This is a genomic window from Streptococcus mitis (assembly GCA_001560895.1).
Taxonomy (GTDB): Bacteria; Bacillota; Bacilli; order Lactobacillales; family Streptococcaceae; genus Streptococcus; species Streptococcus mitis_Q.
The window spans coordinates 2110203-2124237 of record CP014326.1; the positions used below are offsets into that span (position 1 = coordinate 2110203).

The 14035-nt window shown below is 36.6% G+C and carries 18 protein-coding genes; 4 read left to right on the plus strand and 14 right to left on the minus strand.

Annotated elements, in window-relative coordinates; all coding sequences use genetic code 11:
- Positions 1-52: 52 nt before the first annotated feature.
- The 14 genes from AXK38_09830 to AXK38_09895 all read right to left on the minus strand — a co-directional run bounded on the left by AXK38_09830 (position 53) and on the right by AXK38_09895 (position 10964).
- Positions 53-2485 (minus strand): chaperone protein ClpB, encoded by a 2433-nt coding sequence (locus tag AXK38_09830; GenBank protein ID AMH89528.1) that lies wholly within the window; start codon positions 2483-2485, stop codon positions 53-55.
- A 1-nt stretch (position 2486) separates the two neighbouring features.
- The gene (locus AXK38_09835; protein AMH89529.1) at positions 2487-2945 is read right to left on the minus strand and encodes a CtsR family transcriptional regulator; all 459 of its coding nucleotides are present in this window, start codon (positions 2943-2945) and stop codon (positions 2487-2489) included.
- A gap of 1008 nt (positions 2946-3953) precedes the next feature.
- Entirely contained in the window at positions 3954-4364 is a 411-nt protein-coding gene (locus AXK38_09840; protein ID AMH89530.1) for a transcriptional regulator, read from the minus strand.
- A 377-nt stretch (positions 4365-4741) separates the two neighbouring features.
- Positions 4742-5290 carry a hypothetical protein gene (locus AXK38_09845; protein AMH89531.1) on the minus strand — a complete coding sequence of 183 codons (549 nt, stop codon included), beginning with the start codon at positions 5288-5290 and terminating at the stop codon, positions 4742-4744.
- Between the two features lie 9 nt (positions 5291-5299).
- Complete coding sequence (locus AXK38_09850; protein AMH89532.1) at positions 5300-6160, minus strand: capsid protein; 861 nt, start codon at positions 6158-6160, stop codon at positions 5300-5302.
- Between the two features lie 48 nt (positions 6161-6208).
- Positions 6209-6439, minus strand: a complete 231-nt coding sequence (locus tag AXK38_09855; protein ID AMH89533.1) for a hypothetical protein — start codon at positions 6437-6439, stop codon at positions 6209-6211.
- Between the two features lie 247 nt (positions 6440-6686).
- A complete protein-coding gene (locus tag AXK38_09860) occupies positions 6687-7532 on the minus strand; it encodes a GTP-binding protein (GenBank protein ID AMH89534.1) in 846 nt (281 codons plus the stop codon).
- 11 nt (positions 7533-7543) lie between these two features.
- Positions 7544-8404: a replication protein gene (locus tag AXK38_09865; GenBank protein ID AMH89535.1), complete on the minus strand. Its 861-nt coding sequence runs from the start codon at positions 8402-8404 to the stop codon at positions 7544-7546.
- Positions 8391-8663, minus strand: a complete 273-nt coding sequence (locus AXK38_09870; protein ID AMH89686.1) for a hypothetical protein — start codon at positions 8661-8663, stop codon at positions 8391-8393. Before AXK38_09870 ends, AXK38_09865 begins: the two co-directional genes overlap by 14 nt.
- Positions 8664-8875: 212 nt before the next feature.
- Positions 8876-9076 carry a hypothetical protein gene (locus AXK38_09875; protein AMH89687.1) on the minus strand — a complete coding sequence of 67 codons (201 nt, stop codon included), beginning with the start codon at positions 9074-9076 and terminating at the stop codon, positions 8876-8878.
- Entirely contained in the window at positions 9036-9242 is a 207-nt protein-coding gene (locus AXK38_09880) for a hypothetical protein (GenBank protein AMH89688.1), read from the minus strand. Before AXK38_09880 ends, AXK38_09875 begins: the two co-directional genes overlap by 41 nt.
- A gap of 424 nt (positions 9243-9666) precedes the next feature.
- Positions 9667-9927 (minus strand): hypothetical protein, encoded by a 261-nt coding sequence (locus AXK38_09885; GenBank protein AMH89536.1) that lies wholly within the window; start codon positions 9925-9927, stop codon positions 9667-9669.
- 11 nt (positions 9928-9938) lie between these two features.
- A complete protein-coding gene (locus AXK38_09890) occupies positions 9939-10541 on the minus strand; it encodes a hypothetical protein (GenBank protein ID AMH89689.1) in 603 nt (200 codons plus the stop codon).
- 237 nt (positions 10542-10778) lie between these two features.
- A complete protein-coding gene (locus AXK38_09895) occupies positions 10779-10964 on the minus strand; it encodes a repressor (protein ID AMH89537.1) in 186 nt (61 codons plus the stop codon).
- Between the two features lie 150 nt (positions 10965-11114).
- On the opposite strand from AXK38_09895, the gene AXK38_09900 reads away from it, so the two are divergent.
- The 4 genes from AXK38_09900 (at position 11115) to AXK38_09915 (ending at position 13984) form a co-directional block, all read left to right on the plus strand.
- A complete protein-coding gene (locus AXK38_09900; protein AMH89538.1) occupies positions 11115-11738 on the plus strand; it encodes a DNA-binding protein in 624 nt (207 codons plus the stop codon).
- 51 nt (positions 11739-11789) lie between these two features.
- The gene (locus AXK38_09905) at positions 11790-12059 is read left to right on the plus strand and encodes a hypothetical protein (protein ID AMH89539.1); all 270 of its coding nucleotides are present in this window, start codon (positions 11790-11792) and stop codon (positions 12057-12059) included.
- A 48-nt stretch (positions 12060-12107) separates the two neighbouring features.
- On the plus strand, positions 12108-12647 hold the full coding sequence (locus tag AXK38_09910) for a hypothetical protein (GenBank protein AMH89540.1): 540 nt from the start codon (positions 12108-12110) through the stop codon (positions 12645-12647).
- Positions 12648-13009: 362 nt separating this feature from the next.
- A complete protein-coding gene (locus AXK38_09915; GenBank protein ID AMH89541.1) occupies positions 13010-13984 on the plus strand; it encodes a DNA-binding protein in 975 nt (324 codons plus the stop codon).
- Positions 13985-14035: the final 51 nt, after the last annotated feature.

Sequence of the window (14035 nt, forward strand, 5' to 3'; positions counted from 1 at the left end):
TTATAAAAAAATTGCGAAAAAAAGAATCAAGATTGCTCCTGATTCTCCATTTTTATGCAATATCAAATTTTAACTGGCCTGCTTTGACACCAATCTTAAGTGTGCTACCTGCCACTAAATCTCCCTTAAGAAGAAGTTCTGCCAACTTGTCCTCCACTTCTGTTTGCAGAGTTCTACGAAGTGGGCGAGCTCCCATCTCTGGGTCATATCCTTGATTTGCCAACAATTTCAGAGCTGAAGCTTGTAATTTCAAGTCAATACCTTTTTCAGCCAAACTTGCCACTAAAGGTTTGACCATAATCTTCACGACTTCCTGCATATGGTCGCTAGAAAGGCTATGGAAGACCACCTTTTCATCAATACGGTTGATAAACTCAGGTCTATAAGCTTTTTTCAGTTCTTCAAACATGCGTTTTTCCATATTTTCCTGGTCAAAACGAATGTCCTTAGCTCCAAAACCGACGGTCTTGTCATCACGAAGGGCTGTCGCACCAAGGTTCGATGTCATGATGATAATGGTATTTGAAAAGTCGACCTTGCGCCCCTTGCTATCTATCAAGACACCATCATCCAAGACCTGCAAGAGCACATTAAAGATGTCTGGGTGGGCCTTCTCTACCTCATCAAAGAGGAGAACGGAATATGGTTTGTTGCGAACTTTCTCGGTCAACTCCCCACCTTCTTCATAACCCACATAGCCTGGAGGAGCTCCGTTGAGACGGCTAGCTGCGAATTTCTCCATATACTCACTCATATCAAAGCGGATAAGAGCTGATTCGTCGTCAAAGAGGACTTCTGCCAGAGCCTTGGCCAATTCGGTCTTCCCGACACCTGTGGGTCCTAGGAACATAAAGGAACCAATCGGACGCTTGTGACTGCGAATTCCTGACTGATTACGGCGAATCGCACGGCTAATGCTTGAAACAGCTTGATCTTGCCCGATAACACGTTTGTGTAGTTCAGCTTCAAGATTTAGATACTTCTTAGCATCCGTTTGAGTCAGTTTTTGGACTGGAATTCCTGACAAACGACTCAAGGTGGTCAAAATATCAGACTCTGTCACCAAGTCTTTGTAGACTGGGACTTCCTCTTCTTTTGCGATTAGCTGGGCTGCCTGTTTCCACTTACCATCCATCAGGGCCTTATCAGCTGGACTCAAGCCAGAATCGTCTGCTTTCACATGTTTGACATTATTTTGCACTGTTGCTGCTGCTTCATCTAAGAGGTCGATAGCAGAGTCTGGCAAGTGACGACTAGTCAAGTAACGATGAGCCATCTTGACAGCTGTTTCGACAGCTTCATCTGCGATTTGCACACGGTGATGCTTCTCATAAGTCGCCTTCAAGCCTTGCAAAATGGTCATGCTGTCTGCCACGCTTGGTTCTTCAATCGTCACTTTAGCGAAACGACGAGAAAGTGCCGCATCTTTTTCGATATGTTTTTGGTATTCTTCCTGAGTAGTCGCACCAACCGTTCTCAAGGTGCCACGCGCCAAGGCTGGTTTTAAGATATTGGCCGCATCCAGAGTTGAGTCAATCCCACTACCAGAACCCATGATAGTGTGAAGTTCATCGATAAAGAGGATGACTTGGCCATCTTCTTCAATATCCTTGATGATATTGTTCATGCGTTCTTCAAAGTCACCACGGAAGCGTGTCCCTGCAACGACATTCATCAAATCAAGCTCCAACACGCGCATCTTAGCCATTTCTGCAGGCACATCACCACTAGCAATACGCTGGGCAAGACCAAGCGCCAGAGCTGTTTTCCCGACACCAGCATCTCCAACCAAGACAGGATTGTTCTTGGTCTTACGACTCAAGATTTGAATCATACGCGAGATTTCCTTGTCCCGACCGATGACTGGCTCCAACTTGCCAGAACGAGCTTGCTCTGTCAAATCATGGGTATAGTCCTCGAGACCACCGCTCGGAGTCTGGGGCATACCCATCATATTAGCCATAGAATTTTGCTTGTCAGCTACTGTACGATGGCGCTGGCGTAGAGCCTTGAGGTCTTCACGAGTCCAGCCTGCACGTTCTTCTAGATTTCGACGAAGAGCAGCAATCTTAACCTGATCTTTCTTGTCTTCATAAGAAAAACCAGCCCTCTCCAAGATACGAGTCGCCAAGGCATTTCCATCATGCAAAATCGCATAGAGGACATGCTCTGTCCCTAGCACCTTAGCATGGACCACTGACGCTACATACTCTGCTTCGTCAAAGAGAACCTGCAAACGATGGGAGAACGGCAATTCCGTAAAGGTTTCATCCTGGCTATAGTCCGTTTCAGTCAGTTCCAAAGCCACCTCTTCTAAACGGTCCATCTCATATGGATAATCGTTTAATGTCGCCCCTGCCACACTATAACTGTGATTGGACATAGCAATCAACAAGTGCCAAGACTCTAGATAACGAGCTCCAAAATGGCCAGCAACCATGTAGGCACTTTCGATACATTCATTCAATGCTTTTGAATAGTTCATCTTACTTCCCTTTTCTATCTACCTCTTGTATGACCTGTCGTAGCATATTAGCACGAAGGACTGGAGCTTCTTCTCCTAGAACGCGATCCACAGCTACTGCTAGTAGCAAATTCATCTCTTGCTTGGTCATCAATTCCTGCTCAACCAAAAGCTGCAGAATATCTTCATAAATCTCTTGACTAACTCGCTCACCAATTGAATAAAGCAAATCACGGAGCATTTCATGATGACTAGAAAACTCAATCCGTCCTATGCGAATGTAGCCTCCACCACCCCGCTTACTTTCAACCAAGTAGCCTCTACTTTCCGTAAAGCGTGTCTTGATCACATAGTTAATCTGACTAGGAACAACCTGGAAGGTATCCGCCAACTGACTCCGTTGCAACTCCACGATACCAGATTGATCTAAAATTGCCTTGATGTAGGCCTCAATATGATCCGATGTATTTTTAAATCTCATTACAAACCCACCTCTCTCTTTAAACCTTGACTATCTTTGACTATACTATCATTTAACACTCTATAAGTCAAATTTTTAGAGCTCAGCCCTTGAAAATACTGACTTTCTTTAAAATCATTTAGGCATTAAATAGCCTTAGTTTTTCTTGAAAGTTCCTAAAAAAGTCCACAAAAAAGAGCCCTAAAAGGGCGTAATATTGACGAGTTCAGCAGGCAAGAAACTAGCACGGTCAAACGTGCTTTTTTAATACCTAGTAATATTATAGCATATCTTCCACAGCATTTCCATTTCGTACATTTGTACCAAATTAGACACTAATTCGAGGGTGTAATTTTTTTAATATTGACAACTTCTACTTAGTATTCAAAGTCTAGTTTAGTTTCTTCAATGCTTGTAAGTTCAATATTTAAAATGTTTATTTTTTCTTCCTTCTTAAATATGCGTAAAGAAAAGGAAAAACCTCAGAATTATCTGAGATTTTTCAACTATATAATGTTTGTCTTTCATTTTTTCTTCAATTGTTTCAATGCATCAATCTTAAGATAAATTGTAATTACAATCAAAGTGAACTGAATTAAGAATAAGCAGATTTTAACAAGATTAATTGGAACTCCAAGGAGCACTAAGATAATTCCTACAATAAATCCAAAAACAATAATTTTTTCAATGTTATAAATCATCTACAAATCATCCTTTCTTAAATTATAGAGATACTACTATAAAATAATTTAAAAACTCAATTGTTTTTATCTAAGTACAGAATAGATAATTAAATGAAAAAAGTCAAATTTTGAACTATAATTTTACTCTCTTCTACCTGCCATTTTTTCTTCGCTCTTAAAAAGAGTAATCTATTATTCTGAACATAGCCTATTTTTTAAAAATTGAGTCAATCTTTCTGAATCACTCAGTTTTTACCCCCTTTTTGTCTGGAGGTCTCCGACTTGGAAAAAGTTCCCTTCACCGGTACCCTACTGGCCAGAAAGATTTTTTAAAAGGTGGGGGGAGTCAATATCCTTTCAACTCAACAAATCTTTTAGCGATTACCTTTCTACGGCTATTTATATAACGAGTAGTTTTATTTAGTTTCTCTGCCACGTCTTCCCAAGTCGCACCAGCTTCTAAATATCTCATTTTAAAAATGACTAGATCACTTTCAATTAAGTTTTCCATCAAGGTATCTACAACTAGTTTAAAGCCTTCTAAATATCTTAGCGTTTGGTCTTCTTCAATTCTAATGATGGTTGCTTCAGTAGGACTATATACTGTCTTGCCTTTCCCACCAGTACAATCTTCAGCGCTATGTTTCTTATTATGTATTAGTTCCTGTCTTCTCAAATAAATTTTATTAGCAAGCGTTCTATATCGTCCTAACTCAATATCTATCCCGTCCAGGTCTCTATTACTCAACTCGTACATAGGCAAGTACCTCCACTTAAATTTAAAAATTTTTTTATCTTGCAATTTGTCAAATTGTAAATTCTGTCAAACTGACAAAAAGCGCTAAAAGCCTTCCAACACTCCACTTACCAGGTATCATTGTTTTAAGTTTGACAACTCTTCAGTATGACAAGTTCAAGGGAAATTTCTTTAATTTATCCCCTCAGTTTCTCATATCTTACATTCTGTGAAACTCACTCCATTCTGTAAACCCCTGATATACCTTGCTTTCAAGCTATTACATCTTTTCAGTTTATGCTTACTTTGTTATGTGAAACTTAGTAAAGCATAAAAGTAGGACTAGCGATATTTCTTTTGTTTCAGCCATATATCACTAGCCTTACTTAATTTGTTCCCTATTTTTCTAAATACACTTTGATATCCCGATATTCCTTAGAAAAATTCATCCATCCGCTAGAATCAGGGGTTAAGAATGGTAGGACAGTAAGCGGACTTACTTCTGTTCGATACGGCGATAGAGAATGTCTCTGACCTATTTCTCTGACTACACCTGTATGGATTTCTTCTACATCCTTCTTCAGTTCTTGAATTTCATCATATGCGTCCAGAATTAGTCTAAGTTTCTTTCGGTATTGTTTATAGATCTTCTTAGTTTCCATCCGTTGCTTAGTTTCTTTAAAAATGTATTCAAAGATGACTGCATTAGCTTCTGAAAAATCACTATCAAATTTTTCCTGAAGGCCATTAATAGCTTTTTCCATCTTTTCCAGCTGCTCTAAAGATTCTAAGTTATTTGACAAAAAAGAATCTATGTTCTCAAATGAAACTGCTTGATTGCCTAACAGGCTTTTCCTTTTTTCGCTTAACTGTTCTCGTGCTGAATTAATCTTACTTTTTTTATTATCTAAATCATCCAGTGTATCAAATACTTGATTAATATCCATTTCTTCCTCCTAGTTCCATTGAATAAAGTAACCACAATCTTCTTCAACTTTTTTTACATCAAATCGGGTATGTAAAATCAACCGTTTTCCAAAATAGTCATTCGCATTCACCCAACTAAGTGTATCTTTCTTGCGATCAAACAAAGTAACAAAGTTTTCTAAATCTCCGATAAAGCCTTTTTTGTCACCTTTATTCCCTAATGTTGTATCATCTACAATTAAAAAGTTATCTACAAAGAATGTTTCACTTGTCCCTGTCTCTTTATCAACTTTAAGAAGATAATTTCCTGAAGTGTCTTTCATTTTTTCTAAGACACTAAATAGTGATTGACTAACAACCATAGATACATTGCGCTCTGGATTGATTAAAGAAACAATAGATTTCAAGTCGTCTATACTTGTAGCAGTCTGCACTTTCGCAGTTTGGAGAATTTTCCCAATCTCTCTATTTCGTGTTCTACGTTTTAATTTAATAATCTTCTTACCAAGAAAATCCGTTAAATTATATTGGCCATCATCTAATTGTTCCTGTGAAAAATCAAGTTTTCCACTGAATAATTTAACTAAGTAATCAACGCTGATAGTTTTCTTTTTATCTGCTTCTGTTCTCTCAGCCGAATTTTCGCTAACTTCTTGTAATGAATCAGATTCAAAGTCAGTTACTTCATACTTCCCACCACGGGTACGAGTCTCAATAACATTTACTAGATCAACCAGCTCTTTACGTTGATGTTCATCTTCATAACTATCAAGGATTGGTTTTTCAATGAGTACATGATTATTTTCTACGTTCATCCCTCTAGTGTTATAACCTGTACTTCGGATATAAGCTTCTAAATTTTCTTTTTGTTTAACTAAGTTAGTTGTCATTTTTTTCTCCTTCATCTTTTAATATCTGATTTTTGTTTATAATTTTTTCTAAAATTCTTTGCTCTTAGTTTTTCTTTTATGACTCTCCGAGCCTTTAGAATCATTTTTTCTAGATTTTGATTTGTCTTGTTTGTTAGCATATTTTTCTAGTATTTCTTGTTTCCGTTGTTCTAAGCTATCATCTTCTTTTTTACACTGAGAAAAGATTTTCTGTCTTTTATCTGGATCCATAGAAAACTTATTGGCTACTACATACCCTAAAGAAGTATCTCCTGACATCTCCCTCACCCCCTTTCTATGCAAACAAAAAGGGACATACCACTAGCATTATATGCTTACGGTATGTCCCTGAGTTGTTCTCAATAGACTTATTTTTTAGTTTCTTTTTTGACTAGATGGGTAAATTTTCCATCTGAGTAGAATAAAGTTATCTCTCCAAACCTTGGAACTTTTTCTATCTCTATTATACCACATTTTTCGTAGACAACAAAGCCTTTTTCTGTTGAAAATCGCATTTTATCATCATTCATTGATATTCTCCCCTCACTGTGTTTATAGTGTATCTCTTATCTTTGATTGTAAAAGCCTTGAAAGTGTTCCCTTCTAAACCTTTCAAAATTCTACTTGAATTTCTAGCATTGTATACCGTCCGCAGTTCACTACTATCTAGGTTCGTGTTGAAAATCGTAGTTTCTCGATTATTGATAATATCAAACAAGAAATCCTGTTCCCAATCGCTCTTAGGGGTTACCGTCCCATTTTTTGCCCCCAGGTCATCAATGATTAGAAAATCAACATCAACAAGCTTTTTAACCGCCTCATACTCTGTTAAGTTTGCATTTCTTCCATAAGCCCAGCCTTCTTTTATCTGCTTTATAATCTCGGTTAAGCTGACAAATAAGACACTCTTAGGCTCGTTCTTCTCTCTGAAGCTCTCATTGATTTCTTTGGCCAGGGCAAGCAATAAATGACTTTTTCCTATTCCTGTGCTACCACTGATTAAAGTATTTCCCATCATACCTGCAAGGTACTTCTGGGCTTGACCTTTTACAAACTCTAACATCTGACGCTCCTCTGTCGTCTTAACAAAGAAATTATCAAATGTTGCCCCCTTCAACTCGTTAGGAATCGTACTATCACGCATTAAGACATCATAAGTTTTAAAGTAAGCCTGTCTGTCCTCAAACTGCTGTAACAAGTCTTGCTCTTTTTGTTTAATCTCTCCCTTCACACACTCTGGGCAAAAAGCTTGTACTTTTCTTTCTGAACTCCCTAACACTGGTACAGAAATTTCCCAATAATTTACCTGGTGAATATCGCAAACCGTATCCAATATTTTTCTGTTATTAAATTCTTTAAATTGTTCCTTCATCTTTGCAACTCCTAAAATGGTAGATCTGGAAAGTTGTCTTCAGACTTCCCTTTTATGGTTTTAGGCTTTTGATTCAAATAACCATCAAACTTAGATCCGAAAAGTGTTTCTGGTCTCAGATATTTAGAAAATTCAGGACTATCCTTCCATTCTGCCGTTTTTATATCTATCACCTGTTTAAAATCTTCAAGTGTATAGCCTTCTTTGAATCGTGCTAGTAAAAGCCTTTTTGTCTTATCAACAAACTTATACCTCTTATTAGCTACTTGATTCAGATAAACAATAGGAATCCAAAGTTCTTTATATTTTGTTTTCTCTAAATCTTTTATAGCTGTTTCTTCAAGCCAAGTAGGAAAATTGTAGTCGGGATTTCCCGACAATATATTATCTAAATATAAATTATTACTCTTACTACTAACTCTATTCTCTTTCTCTATCTCTGTTGGACATGAGTTGGAAATAGTCTTTTTATTTTGGACATTCTCCAATTTTGGTATATCTTGACTATTTTTTCTTTGGTCTCGCTTGTATTTTGCCCAGTTTGTTTCACTCTCAACCATGGCTTTTGCTTGTGATAATGTAGCATGGCCATCATCATCGATCTGAATTAGTCCGCATTTTGTAAAATATGCAAGCGTCATATTTATATCATCTTCAGAGACATCCAGTTTTAAAGCTAATTCCTGTACCAAACTATCAAAATATCCTTCATAGTACAAAATACAATCATCTTCTAAACTTTCCAACATAAGACGGATATAAATCACTGTCATAGTGTAGCCACCAGGCATATTTTTAAGTCGCTTAATAAAAAGATTATCAAAAAACTTCTTATCAACTTTTAACCAAAAATATATTTTAGTCTTTGCCATCATCTACCCCCAGGAACTTCAAAATGTCCGTAACTTTGTAATAGACTTTTCTAGTATCTTCAATAGGCGGTATATACTGCGGTAGTCCTGCACCTTCCCATTTTGTCAAGGTTTTATCTCCTATACCCAGTTCTTCCTTTAGTTCCACCTTGCTAATCAAATCTAATCTTTTTTGTGGCACTTTCTCATGGCTTTTTAAATACCGTTCCACTGCTTCCAAAATCTTAGACTTTAAATCTTCAATCATTTTTTCAAACATCTTAGTACCCCCATGGCTTAACACCTGCAAGCTAAATATATCGCCCATAATCAGGGTTTAATTCCTCGCTAGTCGTTTCTATCGTCTGTGTACTCTCTCGCTCGATTTGAGCGCTTTTTTTGCGGTCTCGACGGTTTAGATAAAGTAGTAGGCAAAGCAGTAGCAAAGTAAAGACAATAGACTGCGTATTGCTTAATTCTAGTTCATTCATGCTATGCCCTCGCTTGGTAATTCTTGATATATAAATGTTGGGCTTGATGTCCCATATTTTGGAAAGCTTCAACTTCCTTGATAGATACTTTTTTATTGATAAAATCAACGATAAACTGGAATAGGTTTGGTTCATTTTCATTTAAATCAACCATAAAGTTATCAAATTCTGTTTGTGTCATTTTTCTTATGTCTGGTGTTATCATCTGACTTGTACCCCAATTCTTCAAAATTCTCACAATTAAGGAGATAAACTGCAATCCCGTCCAACTCTCTATAGAGTTGTTCCATCTGGTCACGAATAACGGCCAAACCCTCTTTCATCTGTCCAGATAAGATAGCAGTATCTGCTCCGTTATTTTTCGCCATTATCAGCGAATTGCTCAACTGTCTAACTAATTCAATTCTGGGAAGCACATCTCCAAGTCTGCCCCCTTGCTCTTGAATTTCCTTTATGTTTAATGTCATATTGTTTTCCTGTGCCTTTTTCCTGCTTTTTCCTATATTGGATTGTTTCACCACCCCAAACGCTGGGCGATTGCCCCTAGTTGGCGGACGCATGTAGTGATGTTTCGTGGGTGATCCACCCACATTTTTGCTAAACAAGTGCTTAGAATCACCGTGTCAGCACTTGATTTCAAAACCTTTTCTAATTGCTTGCCTGCTCTTCGGTTTTTCTTTAGGTATTTGATAGAATAGATATTTTTTGCTATAATCAGAGCATAGAAAAAATTTCTATACCTTGAATCTCGTCGCTTGCTCGCCTTGGCCAAAATTTGAGCAAGTGATTTTTTTATTTTCTTTTTGCATGATTACTACCCGACTGTGGTTTATAAAGCAAGTCTTTACTTTCGATAAGATCCAGAATCCAGCTGAATCCCTGCTCCACCATTTCAAGAAATGCGCCCAGGTCTTCACTCTCCAGGTTCTCGTAGTTCATACAAAGATATTCGGCTAGTTGTCTGTCTTTCTCAACTAGCTTTTTAAAATCCTTGGGATACTTGGGAATTTCTAACCCCTTGGCATTTTTAACTGTCTTAAAATCATTTTCCATTTTCTATACTCCTATACTTTAAAAATGAATTCCTTAATTTCTGAATATCCCCTATTCAAGTTAATCATAGCTATTGCCATATCTTCCAAACGTTGGTAGTTTGTCAGCTCTACACTTGTTAAGCCATCAATACCGTTCTTACTTTCTCGCTCCTTCATGAGTTGCGCTTTATTCTTCCCTGTCACTCCCTTTAGTAGTAAGTTTGTAAGGGTACTATAGGCGTGCTTAGGTGCTTTCTCCCATGCTTGGATAGCTTCGGTTAAGCTTTTGCGCTTTGGCTTTTCCAGTTCTCTTTGAAGATAGCGTTTAGAAAGTTCATCACGCATTTCAAAGAAGGCTTTGACTAGGTTGGTTTTGAAGTTGGCCACTTGCTCAGTATTTTTTAAGAATGTAACTAACAAGGTCGCTTGTTGCTCATTCAAAATATAATCCTTAGTATTCTGGCCACTTTCCATAGCTTGGATTTTAAATCCAACCTTTCCGAACCCTTCAAACCTTGCTTGATGTTTGCGGATTGTCTTGGTTATTGTGTGATGCTGTAAGTTTGTACACTCTGCCACAATACTGCTCAGTGTATACGGCTCTTTCTTGCCGTCTATATATACTAGTTCCATAAGTTTCCTTTCTTCTTGTTGCTCGTGCTTGCCACCTAAAACAGTACCAAGGTAAATCATTGAGGTAGGGAAAATTTAGGAGAGAATAAACCCCTACAAACCCTTGATACTGCCATAGGTAGCAAGCAAATCACTCTATCAAATATTTAACTAGACCCGTTTATCAATCCCCAGTGGTAAAGCACCACATGAGAAATCTGTAAATGTAGAGTAGTATTACGATTAGTTCGCTCCTTTCTAATAATCTTCAGCAAGCCACTGCATGGCTTTTTGATAAATACTAGGCTTTACTTCGCCACCGTCTCGAATTTTTCGATAGGTAACTTGTGTAACTCCGATTTCTTCGCCTGCTTGCTTTGCAGTCAATTTCTTATCTGCTTGCTTTCGGCGGATCGCTTTTGCTTGTGTTGAGGTAATAAGCAATGAAGTTCCTCCTTTCTTTCGCTAACTATTTGTTAGCTTTCTTGTAGTATAGCGTATTTTTTGTTAGCTGTCAATGATTAAATAACAAAAAGTGAATTTTTTGTTAGCTTTTTATTGTTTTGTGATATAATTAAAATTGAGGTAATATATATGAACAGACTAAAAGAATTAAGACAAAAAAAAGGCGACACACAAGAGGTCGTCGCTAAAGCTATGGGCGTGACCCGTAGAGGTTACCAAAAATGGGAAAACGGAGAAAGCCAAATCAAACCAGATAAAGCCCAGCAACTAGCTGACTACTTTGGGGTAAGCGTTGGGCATCTATTGGGGTATGAGGATTATATCACTATTCAAAATGAAGCATTTGATAGCTATAGAAATATGGCAAAATTATTACTCACCAACCCAGATTTTAAAAATATAATTTCAGAATATGATGAAACTAATCGAAAAAACGGTAAGCGGGATTTATCTCTTTTTGTACAAGCTGAAAGCCTTCCCATAATCGAACAAGATATTAAGGATCTTATTCTTGAAGAGTGGGAAAAAACTCAACCCGAAGATAATTATGAAGAAATCGACGGGACTCTTTCTGATAATATTTCAAGAATCTATATAGCTCTTGGACAATTGCCACTACTTTTTCAAAATTTTTTCGGTTCTTTTCTAACCCTGTCAACATCTGATAAAAAAATCGTTATGCAACTAGTAAATAGTCTATACGAAAAAAATAAAGATATAGGTATCATAAAAGAGTATACTGATAAAAAATAATTTAGAATTTACTTAGAATTATCTAATTAAAAACTAATAAGGAGTGACCCCATGGGATTTTTTGACACTGTAAAACAAGAAGGTAGTTTTTCTACTGCTTCTGGAGTAAATGGACTACACTACGTTGTCCTTCAAGTAACCTTAAAAGAGAAATTTTTTGGTACTGGATCAGGAAATTTGACAGAATTAGAAAACGTCATTAACACCCAAGTAGCAAAAGGTTATCGCCTTCATACCATCACAACCGCCAATGGTGGAAGCAAAGGTTTAGGCGGTGGTGACCGCATTCAAGCCACAATGGTATTTGAGAAGATTCTATAAAAATTCCCCATCTTTTATTAGAAAACATCAGCATATAGGAGGCTACTTATGAAAAAATTACTAAGCACATCAGCTATTTTACTTTCTGCTACCGTCCTAGTGGCTTGCTCTAACAATCAATCAACTACTAAAGATAGCTCGGAGCAACCAAAAACGGAGCAAAAAAACACTACTTCAACAAACGTTAAAACCAAAGTAGATAACAGTAAGTACGACAATCTAATTTCTGAAATCAAATCAAAATTAGATCCTGAATCAACTGGAGCAATAAGCGTTAAAATTCAAAATAACGTAATCGATTCAGATTCATCCGAACCACATGATACAATCATAATTTTGCTAACTGGAACTGCTAAAGATAGCGCAAAAGAGACTATGGACGCAATCAATTCAAATTCTGCTACAACTAATCAGCAAAATGCAATTACCGTATTTCGGATGTCTATATCTGAGTTTGCTAAAAAATTACCAGACGACAATACTACTCTTTCCCTTGGGTATGAAAAATCTGCTGATCAATACGACTTAATCGCAAAATCTTCAAAACAAAAAGATTTTATCCCTGTTGGAGAAATCATCGTAAATTAAAAAACTCCCCCATATTCGCCAATAACGCCCCTATTTCTAAGGTCTATTGTGCAAAAACAGGGGAAATTGAAGAATAGAAAGCCGATTTTACAGACTAAAACGCAAAAATAAGCGAAATTGACAAATAGAAAAAGACAAGCCTGCTACTGCTAACTTGTCTGACAATGCAATAAAAGCAACGTTCCCAGCGTTGAGTTTTTTCGATACTCAAAAATTTTTAAAAAACAAACTAAAAATATTGACAAAAACTAAAAATTACAGTATTATTAGGCAATGAGAAGAGTTTCTGCTCCCAAGGGAACAGAGTACGCGAAACACCGCCTAGTGCTACTAGGTGGTGTTTTTGTATACAAGGAATATATATGAAACCATTTCAAACATTAGATGAACAAATAAAACTTCTCCAGTCTAGAGGTTTAGAAATAGATAACATAGAAGAATGCAAAAGATACCTTCTAACTAACAACTATTACAACGTCGTCAACGGATATAGTAAGTTTTTTCAAACATCAAAAGATAAATTTATAGCTGGTGCAGACTTTAGAGAAATAGCTGCAACACACTTTTACGATAAAGAAATTAAATCAGCTTTTTTAAAAGCAATTATAGATGCAGAAAAACACTTTAAATCCGTACTGGCATATCGTTTTTCAGAATCATATCCAAAGCCATACTCTTATCTAGATATTAATAATTTTGAAACACAAAAAGATGCAAAAAGGCTCGCACAAATTACAAATTTAATCAGTATATTAGCTAGAATACTCAATGATTATAATAGGGATAAGCAAAACAATTCTATAAAACACCACTATAAACAACATGGCGTTGTTCCTTTCTGGGTTATCATCAATGAACTTACACTAGGGCAAGCATTTAACTTTTATAGAAATCTAAACACTGATATAAAAAATCAAATAGCTAGAGATTTATCACCATTCTTACAAGAAAATATTGAATACATCCAAAATAGACCTAGTAAAGACCTTTTAAGCGGAAAGGCTTTAGAAAGTATTATTAAAAATATACTAGAAATTAGAAATATCACTGCTCATAATAATAAACTTTTCAATTATAAATGTCGGGAGAATCTTCCACAACTAGCTTATTTTCACTATTACAATAATAATGCTAATACGTCAAGACAATCTGTATATTATGTTTTTCTTGCCTTGCAATGCCTACTTGCGTCCACACAATACGCTCAATTACATAACACTATTATAAAAAGAACCAAAGCTCTAAATAAAAAAGCGCACTCCATTGAAGCCGGCATTGTATTGGATACACTTGGATTTCCGAATAATTGGTATAATATCACCGACACATTAAGATAGAACTACTTGCAATATATGGGCATTTTCAAGCCCCATATCCGCCTTATTTCC